The sequence below is a fragment of the Stenotrophomonas sp. STEN029 genome (assembly GCF_056760015.1).
Genome location: NZ_JBRREC010000006.1, coordinates 46,878 through 67,939 on the forward strand (window position 1 = coordinate 46,878; position 21,062 = coordinate 67,939).

16 protein-coding genes are annotated in these 21,062 nt (G+C 63.7%); 3 read left to right on the forward strand and 13 right to left on the reverse strand.

Going from position 1 to position 21,062, the window contains the following annotated elements:
• Positions 1-47: 47 nt before the first annotated feature.
• The 4 genes from ACVOLI_RS02555 to ACVOLI_RS02570 form a co-directional block, all read right to left on the reverse strand.
• Positions 48-1,472, reverse strand: a complete 1,425-nt coding sequence (locus tag ACVOLI_RS02555; protein WP_481533398.1) for an efflux transporter outer membrane subunit — start codon at positions 1,470-1,472, stop codon at positions 48-50.
• Positions 1,466-2,203 carry an SDR family oxidoreductase gene (locus ACVOLI_RS02560; protein ID WP_481533399.1) on the reverse strand — a complete coding sequence of 246 codons (738 nt, stop codon included), beginning with the start codon at positions 2,201-2,203 and terminating at the stop codon, positions 1,466-1,468. The genes ACVOLI_RS02555 and ACVOLI_RS02560 overlap by 7 nt, the downstream gene beginning before the upstream one ends.
• 130 nt (positions 2,204-2,333) lie before the next feature.
• Positions 2,334-5,504, reverse strand: a complete 3,171-nt coding sequence (locus ACVOLI_RS02565; protein ID WP_481533400.1) for an efflux RND transporter permease subunit — start codon at positions 5,502-5,504, stop codon at positions 2,334-2,336.
• Positions 5,505-5,610: 106 nt separating this feature from the next.
• Complete coding sequence (locus tag ACVOLI_RS02570; RefSeq protein ID WP_481533401.1) at positions 5,611-6,816, reverse strand: efflux RND transporter periplasmic adaptor subunit; 1,206 nt, start codon at positions 6,814-6,816, stop codon at positions 5,611-5,613.
• Between the two features lie 503 nt (positions 6,817-7,319).
• On the opposite strand from ACVOLI_RS02570, the gene ACVOLI_RS02575 reads away from it, so the two are divergent.
• The gene (locus tag ACVOLI_RS02575; protein ID WP_481533402.1) at positions 7,320-8,342 is read left to right on the forward strand and encodes a LysR family transcriptional regulator; all 1,023 of its coding nucleotides are present in this window, start codon (positions 7,320-7,322) and stop codon (positions 8,340-8,342) included.
• A 204-nt stretch (positions 8,343-8,546) separates the two neighbouring features.
• Here the strand turns inward: ACVOLI_RS02575 and ACVOLI_RS02580 are convergent, their stop codons facing one another.
• The 5 genes from ACVOLI_RS02580 to ACVOLI_RS02600 form a co-directional block, all read right to left on the reverse strand.
• On the reverse strand, positions 8,547-9,026 hold the full coding sequence (locus ACVOLI_RS02580; RefSeq protein ID WP_481533417.1) for a hypothetical protein: 480 nt from the start codon (positions 9,024-9,026) through the stop codon (positions 8,547-8,549).
• Positions 9,027-9,237: 211 nt separating this feature from the next.
• Complete coding sequence (locus tag ACVOLI_RS02585) at positions 9,238-9,849, reverse strand: inorganic diphosphatase (RefSeq protein WP_481533403.1); 612 nt, start codon at positions 9,847-9,849, stop codon at positions 9,238-9,240.
• A gap of 4 nt (positions 9,850-9,853) precedes the next feature.
• Positions 9,854-11,182, reverse strand: coding sequence for a purple acid phosphatase family protein (locus ACVOLI_RS02590; protein WP_481533418.1), 1,329 nt, complete (start codon positions 11,180-11,182; stop codon positions 9,854-9,856).
• A gap of 59 nt (positions 11,183-11,241) precedes the next feature.
• Entirely contained in the window at positions 11,242-12,351 is a 1,110-nt protein-coding gene (locus ACVOLI_RS02595; RefSeq protein ID WP_481533404.1) for a phytase, read from the reverse strand.
• Positions 12,348-14,864 carry a TonB-dependent receptor gene (locus tag ACVOLI_RS02600; protein ID WP_481533419.1) on the reverse strand — a complete coding sequence of 839 codons (2,517 nt, stop codon included), beginning with the start codon at positions 14,862-14,864 and terminating at the stop codon, positions 12,348-12,350. The genes ACVOLI_RS02595 and ACVOLI_RS02600 overlap by 4 nt, the downstream gene beginning before the upstream one ends.
• Positions 14,865-15,068: 204 nt before the next feature.
• Here ACVOLI_RS02600 and upp point away from each other — a divergent pair, with 204 nt between their 5' ends.
• Positions 15,069-15,701, forward strand: coding sequence for a uracil phosphoribosyltransferase (gene upp, locus ACVOLI_RS02605; protein ID WP_481533405.1), 633 nt, complete (start codon positions 15,069-15,071; stop codon positions 15,699-15,701).
• A gap of 58 nt (positions 15,702-15,759) precedes the next feature.
• Positions 15,760-16,170, forward strand: a complete 411-nt coding sequence (locus ACVOLI_RS02610; protein WP_481533406.1) for a g-type lysozyme inhibitor — start codon at positions 15,760-15,762, stop codon at positions 16,168-16,170.
• Between the two features lie 136 nt (positions 16,171-16,306).
• On the opposite strand, the gene ACVOLI_RS02615 is transcribed toward ACVOLI_RS02610, so the two are convergent.
• From ACVOLI_RS02615 to ACVOLI_RS02630, 4 genes are all read right to left on the reverse strand, one after another.
• On the reverse strand, positions 16,307-17,143 hold the full coding sequence (locus tag ACVOLI_RS02615; RefSeq protein WP_481533407.1) for an alpha/beta hydrolase family protein: 837 nt from the start codon (positions 17,141-17,143) through the stop codon (positions 16,307-16,309).
• A gap of 96 nt (positions 17,144-17,239) precedes the next feature.
• Positions 17,240-18,130 (reverse strand): MBL fold metallo-hydrolase, encoded by an 891-nt coding sequence (locus ACVOLI_RS02620; protein ID WP_282268823.1) that lies wholly within the window; start codon positions 18,128-18,130, stop codon positions 17,240-17,242.
• Between the two features lie 351 nt (positions 18,131-18,481).
• A complete protein-coding gene (ggt, locus tag ACVOLI_RS02625) occupies positions 18,482-20,224 on the reverse strand; it encodes a gamma-glutamyltransferase (protein ID WP_481533408.1) in 1,743 nt (580 codons plus the stop codon).
• On the reverse strand, positions 20,221-20,505 hold the full coding sequence (locus ACVOLI_RS02630; RefSeq protein WP_282268820.1) for a YfhL family 4Fe-4S dicluster ferredoxin: 285 nt from the start codon (positions 20,503-20,505) through the stop codon (positions 20,221-20,223). The genes ggt and ACVOLI_RS02630 overlap by 4 nt, the downstream gene beginning before the upstream one ends.
• Positions 20,506-21,062 lie beyond the last annotated feature (557 nt).

A 21,062-nucleotide genomic window follows, 5' to 3' on the forward strand; every position in this document is an offset into this window, starting at 1 on the left:
CCATTGGCCGCCTGTTTCTGTTTGCAGATCCAGAAGCTCCCGCGCTCTCAACGTACGCTGGTGACCGCCAACGCAGGACCGGGCTGTCCACCCCAGCCGCCCAGTGCCTTGTAGACAGCAACGACACTGACATTCACCGACGCTTCCGCTGCCGCCAACGCATCGTCGGCAGCCAACTGATTGCGCTGCGCATCCAGCAAGGCCAGGAAGTCTTCCGAGCCTTCGCGATAACGCAGCTGCGCAAGCGATTCCGCCTTGCGTGCGGCCTGTGCCTGCTCAGCCACGATGCACAAGCGTGCCTGCTGCTTGGCATAGCGGGTCAGCGCGTTCTCGGTGTCTTCCAATGCCAGCAGCACCGCCTTCTCGTACTCGGCTGCCGCGCCATCGGCCTGCGCCTTGCTGGCACGCAGGCGTGCCCGCACGGTGCCGAAGTCGAATGCCGCCCAGCTGATCGACGGGGTCAGCGACCAGGCCTTGTTGTTGCCGTTGACCAGACCCGAAGCATCGCCGCCCAGGAAACCGACGAAACCACTCAGGCTGATGCGCGGGAACAGATCGGCCGTTGCCACGCCAACACGCGCCGTGGCTGCAGCCAGGCGACGCTCGGCCATGCGCACATCGGCACGCTGCCGCAGCAGGTCGCTGGTGTCGCCCAGTGGCAAGGCCTTGGCGAATGCAGGCACTTCACGTGGCTGCAGCAATGTGTCCAGTGAACCGGGACGCTGCCCAAGCAGCACGGCAAGACGGTGCCGCGACTGCACCTCGGACACTTCCAGCAACGGAATATCCGCCTCGATCGCCTTCAAACGGGCGCGACTGCTCTGCACGTCCAGCTCGCTGCCAGCGCCAAGCTCCAACCGGGTTTCGGTCAGCCGTTGGGTCTCACGCAGATTGAGCAGCGTGTCGCGGGCAACGGCAATCCGCTTCTGTGATCCGCGCAGCTCGAAGTAGTTGCGTGCCACTTCGGCCGCCACCATCACCTGCGCGTCGGCCAGATTGTCCCGCTCCGCGCCAAGGTCGGCACGCGCGGCCTCCGCCGCACGACGTTGCCTGCCGAACAGGTCCAGCTCCCAACCGGCATCGAAGCCGAGCTGATAGGTCTCGCTACCGACGCGCTCGCCGCCCAGCGTTGCATCGGGTTGCTTGCGCCTGTCCTGGCTGCCACCGGCAGTGATGTGCGGCAGCTGATCCAGGCGCTGTTCGGTGAACGCCGCGCGCGCGGCGCGTACGCGTGCCATCGCAATCTGCAGATCCAGGTTGTCACCCAGTGCATCGTGCACCAGCTGCCCCAGTACCGGGTCATCAAACTGCGTCCACCAGCTCGCAACCGGCGGCGCACTGGAGAACGCCGGGTCAACCGCGCCCTGCAGGCTGACCGGTTCCACTGGTGCTGCCTTGTAGTCGGGACCCACCGTCATGCAACCGGCCAGCAAGACACTGGCCATTGCGGTCACCAACAGGCGCATCACCACGGCAGCACCTCGCCGAGGTAGCTGAAGCTGCCGGTGGGGCCATCGGCAGCGATCAAGGCCATGCCCACGCTGGAACGCGCGCCTTCGGCGACATCGATCTCACCTTCGCCACCGTTCATGTCGGTCTTGACGTAGCCCGGATGCACCGCGTTGACCTTGATCGGGCCTTCGCGCAACTCATGCGCCAGCTGCACGGTCCAGGCGTTCAGCGCGCTCTTGGAAGCGTTGTAGGCCGGCACGATGAAACCGTAGATCGAAGAGCCCGGCTGCGCATGCAGGGTCAAGGAGCCGAGGATGCTGGACACATTGACGATGCGTCCGGCCGGTGCAGCACGCAGCAGCGGCAGGAAGGCCACGGTCACTTCAACCACGGCGAACAGATTGGTATTGAAGGTGCTGCGCCAGGTTTCCAGCGACTGGCCGCTGGCGCCGGCCTGCAGGTCATCGACCAGCACGCCGGCGTTGTTGACCAGGATATCGAGCTTGCCGTGCTGCTGCGTCACGCGCTCAACCGCTACCGCGATGCTGTCAGGGTCATTGACGTCGAGCTGGATGGCTTCCACCGGCAGGCCTTCCGCCTTCAGCTCCTGCGCCTTTGCGGCGGCAGTATCGTAGTTGCGCCCGGCCAGCAGCGTATGCACGCCCGCGGCTGCGAGCTGGCGTACGGTCTCAAGACCGATGCCGCGGGTGGCGCCGGTAACCAGGGCAACGTTGGTGTTCTGGGTATTCATCTGCTTTTCCTTGGGGGAATGAATTGATACAAGCCCGATAACATTTCAAACCATCCTTGCCAGTGAAGGTGACAAGGACCTGCGTGAGGCAGGACTTCTGCTGCCTCACGCAACGCGTATACACCTGCCATCAATGGTGGAGCGTCGGCTCACCGTGCTGTACCAGCTTGCCGCCGCCGTTACGTGACACGAACTTGCGCAGCGCCACGTAAAACACCGGGGTCAGGAACAGGCCGAACAAGGTCACACCCAACATGCCAGCAAACACGGTGATACCCGTCACCGAGCGCACCTCGGCACCGGCGCCATGCGAAAGCACCAACGGCACCGTGCCGGCGATGAAGGCGATCGAGGTCATCACGATAGGGCGCAGACGCAGACGGCAGGCTTCCAGCGCCGCCTCGACGATGCCCTTGCCCCCCATCTCCAACTCACGGGCGAACTCGACGATCAGGATCGCGTTCTTGCATGCCAGGCCCATCAACACCACCAGGCCTACCTGCACGAAGACGTTGTTATCACCGCCGGTCAGCCATACGCCGAACAACGCCGACAGCAAGGTCATCGGGACGATCAGGATCACCGCCAGCGGCAGCGACCAGCTCTCGTACAGCGCGGCCAACACCAGGAAGGCCAGCAGGATCGCCACCGGGAACACGATGAAGGCAGCCTTGCCCTGTGTCGCCTGCTGGTAGCTCAGGTCGGTCCATTCGGTGGCCATGCCGGCCGGCAGCACCTGCCCGGCAATCTCGGTGAGCTTGTTCATCGCCTCGGCCGAGGACAGCATGCGCGGATCTGCTTCACCGGCCAGATCAGCCGCCGGATAACCGTTGAAGCGCAGCACCGGATCCGGGCCATAGGTTTCCTTGACGGTCACCATCGAACCGATCGGCACCATCTCGCCGCGATCATTGCGGGTGCGCAGCTTGCCAATATCTTCCACGCTGTCACGGAACTGACCATCAGCCTGCGCGATCACCTGCCAGGTACGGCCGAACTGGTTGAAGTCATTGACATAGGCCGAACCCAGGTAGGTCTGCAGCGTGTCGAACAACTCGGTCAACTGCACCCCTTGTGCCTTCGCCTTCACACGGTCGACCTCTGCATCCAGCTGCGGCACGTTGGCCTGGTAGCTGGTGATCGGATAGGCCATGCCCGGCGTCTGTGCCACCGCGCCCTGCATGCTCTGCACCGCGTTCTGCAAGGCGCCATAGCCGAGATTGCCACGGTCCTCGATGAACATCTGGTAGCCGTTGCCGTTACCCAAACCAAGGATCGGCGGCGGCATCATCGCGAAGGCGAACCCTTCCTGCAGCCCGGCGATCTTCTGGTTGATCTCGGCATTGATCTGCGCGGCAGTACGGCCCTTGCGTTCGTTGAACGGCTTGAGCGGAATGAAGGCCACGCCGGTGTTTGGCGTATTGGTGAACTGCAGCGCATTCAAGCCGGGGAACGAGATGGTGTGGGCAACGCCATCGGTCTCCTGGGCAATCTTGGCCACCTTGCGCAGCATTTCATCGGTACGTGCAATCGACGAGCCTTCCGGCAGTTTCACACCGGCGATCAGGTACAGCTTGTCCTGGGTCGGGATGAAGCCCGGCGGCACCAGCTTGAAGATCACGCCGGTACCCACCAGCAGCACCGCGTACACCACGAACACCGCGCCGCGACGACCGAGGATGCGTGACACGCCGCGCTCATACTTCTCCGAGCTGGTCTTGAAGAAACGATTGAACGGACGGAACACCCAGCCGAACAGCTTGTCGATCAGACGGCTGGGCGCATCCTTGGCCGCACCATGCGGCTTGAGCAGGCGCGCAGCCAGGGCCGGCGACAGGGTCAGCGAGTTGATCGCCGAGATCACCGTGGAAATGGCAATCGTCACCGCGAACTGCTTGTAGAACTGGCCGGTGACGCCGGACAGGAACGCCATCGGCACGAACACCGCACACAACACCAGCGCGATCGCGACGATCGGGCCGGACACTTCCTTCATCGCCTGGTGCGCAGCAGCCGTGGGCGACAGGCCTTCCTCGATGTTGCGCTCGACGTTTTCCACCACCACGATCGCGTCATCGACCACGATGCCGATCGCCAGCACCAGGCCGAACAGGCTCAGCGTATTGATCGAGAAGCCCAGCAGGTACAACGCAGCAAATGTACCGACCACCGACACCGGCACTGCGATCAGCGGAATGATCGAGGCACGCCAGGTCTGCAGGAACAGGATCACCACCAGCACCACCAGCGCGATGGCTTCCAGCAACGTGGTCACCACGGCCTTGATCGAGTCACGCACGAAGATGGTGGTGTCGTACACCGCCTCGTACTTCACGTCGGCCGGGAAGCTCTTCTGCAGCTCGTCCATGGTGCCGATCACGGAATCGCGGATCTCCAGTGCATTGGCACCCGGCGCCTGGAAGATACCTATGCCGACTGCGTTCTTGCCATCCAGCTGCGAACGCAAGGTGTAGTCACCCGCGCCCAGTTCGATACGCGCCACGTCCGACAGGCGCACCACTTCGCCGTCGGTGCCGCTCTTGAGCACGATGTCACCGAACTCCTGCTCGCTGCGCAGGCGGCCCTGGGCATTGATAAGGGTCAGGAACTGGCTGTTGGGCATGGGCTCGGCGCCAAGCTGACCAGCGGAAACCTGCACGTTCTGTTCGCGCATGGCACTCACCACGTCGCTGGCGGTCAGTCCGCGCGAGGCAACCTTGTCCGGGTCCAGCCATGCACGCATGGCGTAGTCACCACCACCGAAGATCTGCGCATCGCCGACGCCGGGAATACGCGCCAGTCCATCCTTGACGTGCAGCCGGGCGTAGTTGCGCAGGTACAAGGTGTCGTAGCTGCCCTTGGGCGAAGTGAGGTGCACGACCATCAGGAAGGTCGGAGACTGCTTCTGGGTCGTCACGCCCTGCCGCCGCACGTCTTCAGGCAAGCGCGCCTGCGCCTGCGCAACGCGGTTCTGCACCTTCACCGCCGCTTCATCCGGATCGGTGCCCGGGCGGAAGGTGACGGTCATCTGCAGCACGCCGTCGGAGCCGGCCACCGACTTGAGGTACATCATGCCCTCGACGCCGTTGATCGCCTCTTCCAGGGGTGTCGCCACCGTCTCGGCGATCACCTTGGGATTGGCACCCGGATACACAGTGCGCACCACCACCGACGGCGGCACCACTTCCGGATACTCACCAATGGGCAGGAACGGAATGCTGACCAGGCCAGCGGCGAAGATCACGATCGACAACACCGCCGCGAAGATCGGCCTGTCGATGAAAAATCTGGAAAAATCCATGGGAAATCCTTGGAAAAGCTGGCGTCAGGCTGCAGCCGCCCTGCCCGCTCCCAACAGGAGCAGGCAAACACGGCCGGCTGCCACGCCGGCAAAGGTAGTTGGCGGCTTAGTTGATGCTGCTCACGGCCTGGGTGGCTGATGCAGCGGTGCGCTGCATCGCAACCGGCTTGGCCTGCACCGGCATGCCTGGCATGAACACCTTCTGCACGCCGTCGACGATGACCTTGTCGCCGGCAGCCAGACCCTGCTCGACGATGCGCAGGCCCTCGGCATTGCGGCCCAGCTGGACATCACGACGCTGCGCCTTGTTGTCCTTGTCCAGCACGAAGACGTACTTGCGGTCCTGGTCCGTCAGCACCGCCTTGTCGTCCACGAGTACTGCCTGGAACTGGCCGCTACCCAGCAGCTGCACACGGGCGAACAGGCCCGGAGTGAACTGGCGGCTGGCGTTGTCCAGCAGTGCGCGCACGCGGATGGTGCCGGTACTGCGGGTAATCTGGTTGTCGAGGAAATCGACTTTGCCTTCGTGCGGATAGCCCTGCTCGCCACTCAGGCCAACCTTGACCGGCAAGGCCTGGTCACGCTCGCTCGGGCGCTCACCATTGCGCGCCATCTGCACGTAACGCAGGTAGGTGGACTCGTCGGCGTCGAAGTAGACATGCACCGTGTCCAGCGACACCAGGGTGGTCAGCACGCTGGCTGCATCACCGGCGGTGACCAGGTTGCCAGCGGTCACCATCGCGCGGCCGGCACGGCCATCGATCGGCGCACGCACCTTGGTGAACTCCAGGTTGAGACGCGCTGCATCCAATGCAGCCTGCGCGGCCTGCACCTGTGCACCGGCCTGGTCTGCACTGGCACGGCGCTGTTCGGCGGTTTCCGCAGCAATGGCCTGTTGTTCGGCCAGGCGACGGGCGCGCTCGGACTCGCTGCGTGCCAGACCAGCCTGCGTGCGTGCGCGATTCAATTCGGCCTGCGCCCTGTTGAACTCGGCCTGGTAGCTGCGCGCATCGATGGTGAACAGTACATCGCCCTTCTTCACCTCATCGCCTTCGACGTAGTTGACCTTGTCGATGTAGCCAGACACACGCGGACGCAGTTCAACGCTCTGCACGGCCTCGACGCGGCCGCTGAACTCGTCCCACTGCGCAACCTGCTTGATCAGCACTGGCGCAACGCTTACTTCGGGTGCCGGTGGCGCAGCGTTTTCCGCGTGGCCGCCACTGCATGCGACCAGTACGGCCAGACTCAGCGCTGACATGCCTGCCAAGGCGACGCGGCGCAACGCGGGTGATGGGGAGATGCCTTTCATTTCGTGCTCCAAGGGGAGGTGATCAGGGAATTGCAAAAAAACGGAATGGAGCTCGACATCGCGGTGGCGCCAGCCCGTCACGCGACAATCTGCGCAGCTGAGCCCTGGGCGGGCGGATCAGCGGCAGTGGCGGCGAAATCACTGTCCCGTCCGCGGAAATTTTTGGACCACCAATGGGACAAACAACCCCAGGGCCCGTCGCAGCATCGCAACACCTTGCCGCTTGGCGCCTCGAGGGGCAGCTGCCTGCACGTCGCCAAGCAAGGCCTCAAACTGCAATGGATTCAATTGATTGCAGGCCAACCTTGAAGGCAAAGCGTTGCGGTAACTGGGCTCGCGGCGAGGTGTTGGCAGGGCCATGGGGGAGCGCATGCGCATGACGGCATGTCCGGATTGGATACAGGCGTACAAGATAGGCCCCTAATCCAGACTTGATTAGTACGGATTGAAGGGAATAATCATCCCGTCGCCGGCACAATTCCGTTGCCGCAAGAGTCCCAACCATGGCCAACGATCTCAACGACACCCTGATCTTCGTCAAAGTGGTCGAACAGGGCAGTTTCACTGCCGCTGCGCGTCTGCTCGGTCAACCCAAGACCACGGTCAGCCGCAAGGTGCAGGAGCTGGAGACCCGCCTGGGTGCGCGCCTGCTGCACCGGACCACGCGACGCCTGGGCCTGACCGAAGCTGGGACCGTGTATTACGAGCATTGCCAGCGCATTGCCCGCGAACTGGACCAGGCCGAAAGCGCGGTCAGCCAGTTGCAATCCGGCCCCCGCGGTTGGCTGCGTTTCACCGTTCCGTACTCGATTGGTACCTGCTGGATTGCACCGCTGCTGGGCCAGTTCCAGAGCGAGTACCCGGAGATCCGGGTCGACATGCACCTGGGCAATGAGACCTTGGACCTGATTTCAGGGGAAGTGGATCTGGCACTGCGCGTTGGCGCACTGCCCGACTCCAACCTTATCGCGCGCAAGCTGGGCAGCCTGCGCACCCAGGTATTCGCCAGCCCGGCCTATCTCGCCGTGCACGGCGAGCCCAAGCACCCGGACGAGCTGCAATTCCATCGCACCTTGGCGATCCGCAAGCTCCATCATGGACAAACCCAGCGTTTTACGTGGGCATTGGCCGAAAATGGTGGCGAGATGCGCGAGTTTGCGGTCAATCCGCTACTTGTGGCAAATGACCCGTCAGCCCTGAATGCCGCCCTGGTCGCTGGCGAGGGCCTGATGCTGAGCAGTGACGTGATGGCCAAGCCCTTTGTCGAATCCGGCATGGTGCGGCAGGTTCTGCCTGGCTGGACTGGCCCGGATTACGACTTCAATGCGGTATTTGCCGGCGGCCGCCTGGTCTCCCCCAAGGTGCGCGCGTTCATCGACTTCCTGGTCGCCAAGCTCAACTTCGACGCCAACTACATGATGTTGCAGTGCCCGAATGCCAAGCGGTTGGCCGATATCGAGCAGGAGTACCAGCAGCGCTCAAAGGGCCACCCAAAACTGCGGGTGGTGGAAGCTCTCAGCGCCTGAGTGCGGCACTACGCGTCAAACAGAAACGGCGGCCATCAAGGGCCCGTTTCTGTATGCATCAAGCGCTCTTGTCGCCAGGCCGTAGCCCGGGTAAGCGCAGCGCACCCGGGAAGAACAGCAATACGGTCAAATCCGGCTCGGAAACCTGATGACTCCGCAGCCCCGGGGGCGCTGCGCTTGCCCAGGCCAGGAATCAATACGTCGTCAGTAACCGCGGTAATACGGCCACAGCGGCACGATCTGCACTTCCTTGCAGCCGTCATAGCGGCTGCAGCTTCCGAAGTAACCCGGCCCTGAGTAGCGCTGGCGGGCATCGCGGTTATAGGGGCTGTTGTAGAAATCCGGACGCGCGAAATGGCCGGAACCGTAGTAACGGTAAGGCGTCTGGCCGATGCTCGACTCGGTACGGAAGGTCTGCGCCAGCGCCTGTGCGCCGTCATTGTCGACGTAGCCGTTCTCGTTGTCGTAGCGGACCAGGCGGTAATAAATCGTCTCGCCACCCTGCTTGCGGCTGTGCAACTGCTCCATCTGGCCACCGCCAGCATCGGCATAGGCCTTGCCACCCTCGAACAGAACTTCGCTGGGGTTGACGACTTCTTCTTCCAACGGCGGGGCTGCCGCCGCACTCGCAGCTACTGCAAGCAACATGGCTGCTACAGCCAACTTGTTCCACGCCTTTCCCATGATGCGCATGACCACCCTCCTTGATTGGGCACCTGCCGTTACCGGCAGTCCGCCGTGATCGCCCGGCCAACACCCTTGGCCGAGCTGTCATTGCTACCTGCTGCCATCGCGGCGCGCGGCCTTACCGGCACCCGCCCGGCAGCACTTTCGGACAAATCCGTGTTCATTATAGGAGGAAGCCGCATCCAGAGCCGTGAAACCGGTTGGATACTCAGCGCGTCGGCCTGACCTGCTGGTACTCCAGCAGTGCCCGGCGTATCACCTGGCGGGCCTCGGCCGCGCCGCCCCAACCGTTGAGCTGGATGTCGGCGCCAGTTGGCAGCTGCTTGTAGGTGCGGAAGAACGCCTCGATGCGCTGCACGTCCATGACCGGCAGATCCTCCAGCGCACGTACCTTCGCATAGGTCGGGTCGACTGCATCCACCGGCACGCCAACGATCTTCTCGTCGGCCTCGCCCTTGTCCACCATGCGCAACACGCCCAGCGGGCGGAAGCGGACGACGGCGCCGGGCTGGATCGGGAACCGGGTCAACACCAGCGCATCCAGCGGATCACCATCACCGGCCAAGGTCTGCGGCATCGAACCGTAGTTGGCCGGATAGGCAACCGGCATCGACAGGAAGCGATCCACCCGCAACTCGCCATGCTCACCGAGCTCGTACTTGATCGCGCCGCCAGCGGGAATCTCCACCGCCAGCAGCACTTCCTCCGGCGCGTTGTCGGGCTGCGGCAAGGCAAAGGGATGCAGCAGCTCGCCAGCTGCCAACAACGGTGACGCGGTAGCCAGCATCACGCCACAGAGAACTGCCTGCATCACCTTCATCCACCTACTCCCAGCAACGGTCGTCGCGGCCCTTGGGCGACACCGCACGCGGGCAATCACGCTGCGGGATGCGCCCTTCGGTGATCTCGCTGAACTGCTTGCCGCCATCGGCACCGCGACTGATCTGGAAAGCGTCATACAGCCGACCGGTTGCCGTGCGCGCTTCGTAGTGCAGCCCCTTGTCGTCCAGCCGCAGCACCTGGAACAACTGCGTGTCCTCGGCGGTAGGCTTCATCGTCGCGCGCGCTTCCGGCGACAAGCGGTACTGCTTGGGACCGGCAACGGACGAGATGTACTGCGGCAACGCTGCACCTGCATCGGCACGGCGGCCGTAGGTGTGATCGTGGCCCTGCAGCACCAGATCGACCTTGTGCCGCTGCAGTACCGGACGGATCTCGCTGGCCAGCACCGAGCTGTCACGCTCTGCGCGCAAGGGATACAGCGGCTGGTGCACGACCACGATGTTCCACGGCTGGCGGCTGCTTTCCAGCACATCCTCCAACCAGTTCGCCTGCGCCTTGGCGGTGCCCAGATCCAGTGCCGAAGTACCATCCAGCACCACCACGCGCAGACCCTGATAGTCGAACCAGTAGGTGGTACTGGCAGTAGCCGGCGCACCATTGCCCGGCAGCGCGAAGGTCAGCGGCCAATGCTTGCCCAGCACACGTCGTTCCTGCGGCGTGTCCTCGAACTCTTCGAAGTACTCGTGGTTACCTGCGGCCGGTGCGACCGCCATGCCCGGCAGCAACCAGCCACCGGCGGCGAACCACTCGCCCCATTCGTTGTCGTCCTCGCCATCACCGCCACTGACCAGATCACCCGCAAACAAGGTCAGCCGCGCATCCGGTGCGGTCTGCCAGCCCTGCCGTATCACTCGGCTGACATGGCTGAGGTTCTTGTTCTGGGTATCGCCGAAGTACAGCACCGTCAGCGGCTGACCAGCGGCAGCGGCAGTACGGAAGTGCTGCCATGCACTCCAGGTGCCCTGCCCCTGCACCCGGTAGGCATACAGCGTGTCGGCCTGCAGACCATCAATCAACGCACGATGGTGCTGGCTGTTGCCGTTCTCGGTCTGCAGCAGTTGGCTGCTCGCAGTGAGCTGCCGCACCTGGCCCATGTCCGGCGAGTCGCCAGCCACGGTGATTTCCAGCAGCGCCGGCTCGGCCAGTGGCGCGGTACGCCACGCCACCGCGAAGCCGCTGCTGGCATCCTGCGCTGGCGACGCGACGATGCGGTCAGGAAAGCCACTGGCCGCATAGTGCCGGCTCCCCGCCGGCACCTGCGTGTTGGGCTCGGCAGCTGGAGCGGCCCCCACCGCTCCAGCTGCGCCCATCAGCGCCGCGCTGATCAGCACCAGCAGTGGCAGCCGCAAGCGAGAGCGTCCCCGCGCCCTCATTGGCCACACTCCTGCGGCAGCGACAACGCCTTGGCGATATCGCGCCAATCAAAGGCCACCACGCCCTGATCGTCATGCACCGCGTACAGCGCCCCCTGCGGGAAACGCGCCGACACCTGCTGGCTGTTCCAGATACCGTCGGTATTGGCCACCGTGTTGCCGTGGAACGAACCCACCGGCGCCAGTGTCTTGCGATCGAACAGATGGAAGGTACTGCGCTGCTTGCCCTGCTCGGTGGTGATCCACCAGCCGCCATCGCCGCAGGTACGCAGCATCACGCCTTCGGCCTGTGCCTTGAACAGGCCGCGACCAAAGGTCTCGCCACTGAAGTCACCGGCCAGGTTGTAGACCTTGAACTCGCTGGCATAGGTTTCGTCTTCTTCGGCGATCAGCAGGCGGTCATTGGCCGGATCTCCCCAGATCGACTCGACCACACGCAGCGCGCCCTTGGGCGATGTGTCACCGATGCTGCGCACCAGCTTGGCCTGCACCTCGCCGCCATTGAGGGTGACGTGATAGCGACGCACGCGCTCGTCCAGACGCTCCAGCGCCGGCAGGATGTCATTGCCCGCCGCATCCTCGCCATCGTCGTAGGAATCAGTGACGTACAGGTCATAACCGCCCTGCACCGGGTTCACCCACAGGCCATAAGGCTTGCGCAGGTCGTTGCCGGCGAACACGCCCAGCGGCTTGAAGTCCGGCAGCTGCAGCACCTGCACACGGTGGTTGTCACGTTCGACGATGAACACCAGGTCGCCCTGCACCGCAATGCCATTGGGACGGTCGAACTGCCCCAACGCGGTGCCGGTGCTGCCGACGTCACGCAGATGCTTGCCGGTCTGGCCGTCGTACACCACCAGCTTGTCGGTGGCCTTGGCGGTCGCGATCAGCCACAGCCGGCCATCGGCACCGCGCCAGCTGGCCGGCGAATCGATGTTGTCAGCCGGCGTCATCGGGGTCAGGAAGGCTTCGGCCACCAAGGTGGACGGGACAGCGGTCGCGCCCTCGGCAAGATCGGCTGCGGTCGGTGGCGTGCTGGACTTCGGCACCGGCTGGCAGGCGCCCAGCACCAAGGCAACGGCGGTAGCGAGCAGCGCGGCCCTCACAGTGCCACCTTCACGCCAATCGCATAGGTACGGCCGTATTCCTCGTTCTGCAGGGTACGCGAGGACACGCCCTGGTACAGCTCGAGCGGCTCATCCAGCAGGTTGGAAGCTTCCAGGTACAGGCTCACGTTCTTGCTCAGCTTGTAGTCGAAGCTGAAATCGAGCTGGGTATGCGGCGCGACGTAGATATCGAATGCACGGCTGTCGCCGATGGTGTCCAGGTACTCGCTGCGATAGACACCGGCCAGGCGGGTGCTGAGGCCGCCCCATTCGTAGCCGATATGCGCGCTGTAGATGTTCCTGGACGCGCGCGGCAGGTTGAAGTCATCGCCTTCGCGGTCAGCGATGCCCGGATCAAAATCCGTGTCCAGCCAGGTGCCACTGGCACCGACCAGCAGGCCAGACCATGCGCCCGGCAGGAAGCTCAGCTGCTGCTGCCAGTTGAACTCGGCGCCGAACACCTTGGCCTTGTCGCCATTGATCGAGCGGGTCACCTTGAAGTCCGGATACTCGGGATCGTTATCAGTCTCGGTCTGCACGATGTAACCATCGATGGACTTGTGGAACAGACCCAACGAAATGATGCCGCTATCGCCGAGGTAGCGCTCGAAGGAGAAATCAAGATTGGTGGACTCGTACGGGTCCAGGTTCGGATTGCCGATACGTGCTTCTTCATCATCGCGGTTGACCGCCAGACGCGGCGAGACATCACCGAACGACGGTCGCGCCACGGTCTTGTTGACCGAGCCGCGCAGCACCCAGTCGTTATTGGTGTCGTAGCGCAGGTGCAGGCCAGGCAGCACACTGGTATAGCTGTTGTTGGCGATACGCGGGGTCACCGTGACGGTCTTGCCGTCGCTGGCAACATCGACATCGTTGCCGGTGGCATTGAACTGCGTGTTCTCCACGCGCACGCCGCCGATCACCCGCAATGCGCCGATGTCCCAGGTGCCCATCGCATAGGCGGAGAGGATGTCTTCGCTGGCGATGTAGTCTTCTTCCAGCGAAGTCATCGTGTTGCCGGCGACATCGCCCGACCTGGCGCTGTACTTGCTGCCATTGGCTGCCCACCAGGCACGCATCGCCGCCGAGCTCATGCCCTGGCCGAGGCTGCCACCGCGGTGATCAAGCGTCTTGCCGTTCCAACTGGACAGATCAACCGCCGGGCCGGTACGCAGCTCGACTTCGTCCACATTGACATCACGCTCGCGCCAGCGGCCCAGCACACCAAACTTGTAGCTGCCCTTGTCGCCATCGAAGCGGATGTTGACCTGCGCGCTGCGCTCGCTGTCGTCGATCTGCTTGGGCGAGAGGACGACGCGGTCGAACGCGTAGTTGCCGTTGTCCATCCAACCGCTGTCGCTCAGGCTCAGGCCGGGAATGCCACTGTTCTGGTTGAGCGTGGCATGCAGGTCGTCGCCGTCGTAATCGAAGCGCGCTTCCATTTCGTCGTTCACGCGCTCACGGGTCTTGGTATAGCCGATCTTGTAGTCCAGCACCGCACCGTTCAGACGGTTCTCGCCACCGAGGCTGACCGCAAAGGTGTTCTCTTCCTTGGTGCGGTAACGCATGCGCTTGCTGATGGCATCGGCCGGCAGATCGTCAACCTGGTAGCGGCCGCCGCCCAGGGCGGTGATCTCACCGTCGCCGAGGCCAAAGATCGTGCGCTGGCGGGTTTCCGCGTCGTCGAACTGGCTGTACAGCGTGCGCAGGTAATAGCGGTTGGCATCATCAGGACGCCAATCGAAATTCAGGTTGGCGCCGGTGCGTTCGCGCTCGATGGTGTACTTGCGGCGCTGGATCTCCACCGCGGCCAGATCGTCGTCGGCACCGCCATCGAAGGTGTCGTACTCCACCTCCGTGTTGTCGGATTCAAAGGTGCGCTTCTGGTAGTTGACACCCAGCGCCACACCGAAGGTTTCCGCAAACACTTCGCTGTAATTGAACGCAACCTTCGGGCTGGTCTCACCGGACAACTCCTGGTGGCTGCCCTCCAGCTTGCCCTTCAGGGAGCGACCATCGCGATCGAAGGCCGAGGCCGATTCCACCACTACCGCGCCGCCGATGGCATCACCCGGCATGTCCGGCGTGGCCGACTTGATCACCCGCAGGCGCTCGGTGGACTCGGACGGAATCACGTCCAGCGGTGCTGCCCGCGAGGAGTCCTCGGGCGTGCCGATGGCGATGCCGTCGATGCTGACGCTGTTCAAGGCCGCATCCAGGCCGCGGATCACCACGAAGCGACCCTCGCCCTGGTCGCGGGTGACGCTGACGCCAGGCAGGCGCTGCAGCGACTCGGCGACGTTCATGTCGGGGTAGTCACCCATCGAGTCGGAGGCCACCGCGTCCTGCACGCCATTGGCGTCGCGCTTGAGCTCGACGGCGCGGATCTGTGCCTCGCGCTGTGCTCGTACCTCGATGCGCTCCAGGTCGATGGCAGCTGCCGCACCGCTGGCCAGCGTGGTCGTGCCATCGGCCGTGGCCTGTTGTGCATATGCAGGCGCGGCAGCCATGCAGGCCACCGCGGTCGTCACCGCCACCACCAAGACGCTCTTGCGCACTACCGCCCCCAATCTGTGTAAAGGATGGGTGTGCACGGTATGTCCGTTCAATTGCATGACTGTTACAGACGCACGGCTGCAATATTTCAGTCCGTTACTGGCTGGGTACAGCAGGACTGCGGCAAACTATCGGCTCTTCCCTGTCATCACACCGCCATGAAAATCGTCGAAGTCCGCCACCCGTTGGTCCAGCACAAGATCGGCCTACTCCGCGATGCATCCATGAGCACCAAGGATTTCCGCGAGGTCGTCAACGAACTTGGCACCCTGCTGGCCTACGAGGCCACCGCCAATCTTGAGACCGAAAGCCACACCATGGCAGGCTGGGCCGGCCCGGTGCAGGTGCAGCGCATTGCCGGTGCCAAGATCACCGTGGTGCCGATCCTGCGCGCCGGCCTCGGCATGCTGACCGGCGTGCTGTCACTGATTCCAGCCGCGCGTGTTAGCGTTGTCGGCCTGCAGCGTGACGAGGAAACCCTGCAGCCAGTGCCCTACTTCGAGCGCCTGACCGGCCGCCTGGAAGAGCGCGACGCGCTGATCCTTGACCCGATGCTGGCCACCGGCGGCACCTTGATCGCCACCATCGACATGCTCAAGCGGGCCGGCGCCCGCCGCATCAAGGGCATCTTCCTGGTCGCCGCACCGGAAGGCCTGAAGGCACTGGAAGCCGTGCATCCGGACGTGGAGGTGTATACCGCCGCCATCGACGAACGCCTCAACGAGAAGGGCTACATCATGCCGGGCCTGGGCGATGCCGGTGATCGCATCTTCGGCACCCGCATCGGTTGAGCATCGCGGCCGGCCAGACAGTTGCCGCCAGCCTTTCCCCACGCAAACGATGAGTACGATGAAGCGCATCATGCCCTTGATCCTGGCCACAGCAGTTGCACTCGGCACGCAGGGGGCTGCTGCCGCCGACAAGGTCACCACACTTCCGGTGCAGTTCGCCAAGGGCATGCAAAGCTTCAGCACCAGCCACACCCTGCTTGGCTATGACAGCATCAACTACACGCTGGATGCCAAGGCCGAGCAATCCATGCGGGTAAGCCTGAGCGGCAGCAGCAATGTCGGCTTCAACATCTATGCCCCGGGGGATATTCCCGGCGTTGCCACCGCTCTCGGCAGTGGCAGCCTGGGACAGGACTGGAACGGCATATTGCCTGCCTCCGGGACCTACACCGTGCAGGTGTACCAGGTGCGTGCGGCAGCCCGGCGCGGTGCGCAGGCGGCCTATGCCATCACCTTCGCGATTCATTGACATTGATCCCTGCCATGCAGGCCGGCATGGCGGCAGTGGCAAAGTCAGCAACCGCCGCTCTGCGGCGCGTGCTGACTGAAACGAGCTGGCGCGAATTTGCGCAAGACGCGTAATCCGCCGAACCAACTGCAACGAATCAGCGGCGCAGCCAGCGCTCATTGGCAGCGGCAGGCGCCGCCAACAGCTGGCGCGCCTGTTCGTCCTTGAGCAGTTGTGCACGCAGGAACGCCGTGCCCAGCTCGCGGGCGCGTTCGAACAACAGCTCAGGTTCTCCGCCAATCAGGTTGTGGTCGCCCCCGGCAAGTACCACGCCGGTCTTGTCTCCAGCAGGCGCCGTCTCGACGGGATAGAGGTGATCGACTGGGTCGCTGACGAAACCCGGCACCAGATCCTTGTCACCGGTGACCAGCAGCAAAGGCACCGCCAGCGAGGCATATGACTGCTCGTTGATCAGCCCCGGAATCCGGCCTGGCGACGAAAAGCCCAGCACAGCCACCACTGACGGATCGCGCAACGGCCCCAGTCCGTTCAATGCACCACCAAGCGTCGCCGAGATCAGCGTCCCCAGACTATGACCAGCTGCAGCAACCGGCATCCCGGGCCAATGCTTCGCCGCGTAGCTGCTGACAGCGCGCATGTCGACGAAGCGCTCGGTCAAGCCTTGTTGCAGCGAGAACTGCTCACGCTGCGGATACTTCATCGAGTCCACGTGCAGCGGTGCCAACACCACGAATCCGGCATCCGCCCAGGACTGCAGCAGGCGCTCGTAGCGCTCCGGCCAGGCACCGTGCCCGGAGGAAAACAGCACCACGCCACGCACCTGCGCCGGCTCCCAGATCGCCAGCGTTGTCGAGCGCTCGGCACTGACCTGCAATGGCAGCACCTGGGTTGGAGCCGCCAGCGCGGCAGCAGCCGGCCCCAGCAGCAGGAGCACGGCAAGCCCGGCACGTCGCAGAAGAGAAGGAAGTTTCAAGACATTGCCCCGGATCTGGATGATGGGACCAATGTCGATTTTGACGGCTTCCGGAATCAGTGCCGGAAGTCAGTTTTTTTCCTGCCGTTGGTCAGCTCAGGCGGCCAGCGAACGCGCCTTCAGCTCACCCACCTCATGGGCGGTGCCAAACCGCCCTTTCTCATCACGCACCACCTGCGCCATCGCGCATTGCGGGTCGTGGGTGAAGAACAGATGCACGTTGCGCGCCAGTTTGTCCTCCAGAAATGCCCGCTTCTCGTCGATCAGCAGTTCGGCATTGCGGTCGTAACCCATGGTGATCGGCACATGCACCCAGGAACGGCCAGGAATCAGATCGGCACAGAACACCACGCCACCACGCGACTGCCCGTTGACCCGCTCGGGGCCGACGATCTCGGCCAGCATCAAGCCTGGCGTATGGCCATCACTGAAGCTGAAACGTACCGACTCGCCGAGTACTTTCGAATAGGCACCACTGACGATCTCAAGGCGGCCACTGGCCTCCAGCAAACCGGTCAACTCGGGAATGAAGCTGGCCCTGTCACGCGGGTGTGGATGCTTGGCGCGCTCCCAGTGCTCGGCACCAATCACGAAGGTCGCATTGGGGAACAACAGCTCCGGCTCGCGACCTTCCGACCACGGCGCCAGCAAGCCCCCTGCATGATCGAAATGCAGATGACTCAGCACCACCACATCGATGTCTTCGTGCTCGAAGCCTGCTTCACGCAGCGAATCCATCAGCACATGCCGCGGCTCCTGCACGCCATAGCGTTCGCGCAGCTTGGGCTCGAAGAAGGCACCGATGCCGGTTTCGAACAACACCGTCTTGCCACCCAGCGGGCTGGCCAACAATGCCCGGCATGCCAGCTCGATGCGATTGGCATCGTCGGCCTCCGCCCAGCGCTCCCACAACGCCTTCGGCGCGTTGCCGAACATCGCGCCGCCATCGAGTTTTTGCGAGTTACCGCGAATCGACCAAAGTTTCATATGAAAAATTCTACCCGCTGCGCGTTAAATATTCGCAAGGATCCGGTGGCGGATAATTGACGGGCAACGGCACTGGCGGGGACGTCGTGCTGTGTGCACCTATCGGAAGGATGATTACTGATGGGGCCTGGCTTTGGATCGGCTTTTGCTCATCTGCCGTCATTCCCGCGCAGGCGGGAATCGCTCTAGCTCTAGTTCTCGCCACTGCCTCCGCGATGCAGTAAACCGAGAGCAGGGAATGGAGCAAAGAACGTAAGGCAAAAAGCCGGAGCGATTCCCGCCTGCGCGGGAATGACGGCATAGATCAAAAGCCAAACAAAAACCCCGCCGAAGCGAGGTCTCCTGTTTACCTCAGTCAGCCTTTCCCAGCTTGCGAACCTCGGCACTGCCAACCGGGTTACGCGGATCACTGCCGCCGCTGAGTACATTGCTGCGCCGATCCCACTCCACCGTCTGCAGGTTGCCCCAGACATGGCTGGAGCCACGGCCGCCTTCGGCGGAGTCGCCCGGCAGTTCCACCTTGTGGCCCATCGCCTGCAATTGCTTGGCAACCTCCGGCGAGAACGCGCCGGTTTCCGCCGAAATCTCATCCGGCAACCACTGGTGGTGGTAGCGCGGCAAGGCGGCTACCTGCTGTGCATCCAGGCCGGCGTCGTAGCCGAGGATGCCGAGCAGGACCATGGTGATGATGCGGCTGCCACCGGGCGTACCAATCACCACGACCTTGTCGTCGTTCTCCATGAAGGTCGGCGTCATCGAGCTGAGCATGCGCTTGCCCTTGGCCGGCGCATTGGCCGCATAGCCCATCACACCGAAGGCATTGGGCGTACCCGGCTTCAACGCGAAGTCGTCCATCTCGTTGTTCAACAGCACGCCGGTGCCGGCCGGGATCAGACCCGACCCGTACAGCAGGTTCACCGTCTGGGTGCCGCCAACGCGGTTGCCTTCGCTGTCGATGATCGAGAAATGCGTGGTCTCGTCATCTTCCAGTGGCGTCGGGTTGCCCGACAGCAGGTCGCTGGGCGTGGCCTTTTCCGGATGGATGGTTGCACGCAGGCCCTGCGCGTAGTCGCGGCTGGTCAGCACCTTCTGCGGGATGTCGACAAAGTCGGGATCGCCGAGGAAGAAGGTGCGGTCGCGATAGGCACGACGCATCGCTTCCACCACCAGGTGCGTGCTGTGCGCCTGGTCCAACTTGCTCAGGTCCCAGGGTTCCAGGATCTGCAGCATCGAGGCCAGTGCGATGCCACCGGAAGACGGCGGCGAGGCAGTGGTGATCTTCCAGCCGTGGTAGTTGAACACGATCGGCTCACGGGTCTTGACCGTGTAGCCGGCCAGTTCCTCGGCAGTCCAGCGGCCGCCGGCCTGCTTCACGCCGGCCAGCAGCTTGCGCCCGGTCTCGCCGCGGTAGAAGCCATCAAAGCCGTTGGCGGCCAGCAGCTGCAGCGTGTGCGCCAGCTCCGGCTGCTTGAAGATATCGCCCTCTGCGATCGGCTTGCCGTTGCGCAGGTAGACCTCGCGGGTGCCCGGGTAACGGTCCATCACTTCACGGCGGCTGGTATAGCCACGGGCCATGCGTGCGTACACCGGGAAGCCATCGGTGGCGACGCGGATTGCCGGTGCCAGCGAATCGCCCAGCGGCAACTTGCCATGCTCGCGCGCCAGCTTCACCAGCGCCGCCGGCAAACCCGGAATGCCGGCCGACCACGGGCCATTGACCGAGCGGTCACGGTCCAGGTTGCCGTTCTTGTCCAGGAACTGCTCCGGCGTTGCGGACTCGGGCGAGGTCTCGCGCGCATCCAGCATCAGGTCCTTGCCGGTCTTGGCATCGTGCAGCAGGAAGAACCCGCCGCCACCCAGACCCGAGCTGATTGGTTCAACCACGGCCAGCGTGGAAGACACGGCCACCGCTGCATCGAACGCATTGCCGCCCTGGGCAAGGATTTCCATACCGGCTTGGGTTGCCAGCGAATGGCCGCTGGCAATCGCAGCGCCATCAGGGTGTGCGGCGCGCGCCGGCGCGGTGTCGGCTGCCCACGCGGCTGGCGACAGCACCAGTGCGAACAGCAGCAGGGAACGGGCAACGAGTTTCATGCCGTTGGATTCTCCGATTGGTAAAACTCAGGGTGATCGCGCTGCAGGCCGGCCAGTTTGGCCAGCAGCTGATCTTCGGTTTCGACGATATCCGGGTCCGGGTCAATGCATTCGACCGGGCACACCACCACGCATTGCGGTTCATCGAAATGACCGACACATTCGGTACAACGGGCCGGATCGATCACATAGATCGTCTCGCCCATTGCGATGGCCTGGTTGGGACAGGCTGGCTCACAGACGTCGCAATTGACGCAGAGCTCATTGATTTTCAAAGACATTGTTGCGGTGTTCCCGTCGGAGCGGGGCTTGCAACCGGCGCCTGCCGGTTCATCGGTCCTGCTGTTCATGGACTGCCAAGGGCAGTGCCGACAGCAAGCTTACCGGATACTGGTTTTGCCGGGGCCCAAGCTGCTGCTTCCACAGCGTTCTGCGAGTGCGGATGGTGGTCCTGGCAGGCGGGTTTTGGCTGGATCTGGGCTGCGCTGGCTTGGATCACCGCCAGACTGGAACTGGCCTACCGCCGGGGGGTCTGGAGCAGCGGCAAGACGCAAGAGCGATCCCCGCAAAGGCGGGGCAGACTGGCAAGTGCGGGGCCGCTACGCGACCCCGCGCCAGCTGGAACAGAAGCCAGAACCAGGGTAGAAGCTAAAGCAACGGCCAGAGCGATCCCCGCCTTCGCGGGGATGACGCACTGGCAAAGGCGGAGCCGCTACGCGGCCCCGCGCCAGCTGGAGCAAAAGCCAGAACCAGGGCAGAAGCTAAAGCAACAGCCAGAGCGATCCCCGCCTTCGCGGGGATGACGCACTGGCAAAGGCGGAGCCGCTACGCGGCCCCG

Bases quoted from the DNA above. Each gene is read 5' to 3' on its own strand.
- ACVOLI_RS02560 (WP_481533399.1), bottom strand. From the start codon at position 2,203: ATGAATACCCAGAACACCAACGTTGCCCTGGTTACCGGCGCCACCCGC.
- ACVOLI_RS02565 (WP_481533400.1), bottom strand. From the start codon at position 5,504: ATGGATTTTTCCAGATTTTTCATCGACAGGCCGATCTTCGCGGCGGTG.
- ACVOLI_RS02570 (WP_481533401.1), bottom strand. From the start codon at position 6,816: ATGAAAGGCATCTCCCCATCACCCGCGTTGCGCCGCGTCGCCTTGGCA.
- ACVOLI_RS02575 (WP_481533402.1), top strand. From the start codon at position 7,320: ATGGCCAACGATCTCAACGACACCCTGATCTTCGTCAAAGTGGTCGAA.
- ACVOLI_RS02580 (WP_481533417.1), bottom strand. From the start codon at position 9,026: ATGGGAAAGGCGTGGAACAAGTTGGCTGTAGCAGCCATGTTGCTTGCA.
- ACVOLI_RS02585 (WP_481533403.1), bottom strand. From the start codon at position 9,849: ATGAAGGTGATGCAGGCAGTTCTCTGTGGCGTGATGCTGGCTACCGCG.
- ACVOLI_RS02590 (WP_481533418.1), bottom strand. From the start codon at position 11,182: ATGGGCGCAGCTGGAGCGGTGGGGGCCGCTCCAGCTGCCGAGCCCAAC.
- ACVOLI_RS02600 (WP_481533419.1), bottom strand. From the start codon at position 14,864: ATGGCTGCCGCGCCTGCATATGCACAACAGGCCACGGCCGATGGCACG.
- upp (WP_481533405.1), top strand. From the start codon at position 15,069: ATGAAAATCGTCGAAGTCCGCCACCCGTTGGTCCAGCACAAGATCGGC.
- ACVOLI_RS02610 (WP_481533406.1), top strand. From the start codon at position 15,760: ATGAAGCGCATCATGCCCTTGATCCTGGCCACAGCAGTTGCACTCGGC.
- ACVOLI_RS02620 (WP_282268823.1), bottom strand. From the start codon at position 18,130: ATGAAACTTTGGTCGATTCGCGGTAACTCGCAAAAACTCGATGGCGGC.
- ggt (WP_481533408.1), bottom strand. From the start codon at position 20,224: ATGAAACTCGTTGCCCGTTCCCTGCTGCTGTTCGCACTGGTGCTGTCG.
- ACVOLI_RS02630 (WP_282268820.1), bottom strand. From the start codon at position 20,505: ATGTCTTTGAAAATCAATGAGCTCTGCGTCAATTGCGACGTCTGTGAG.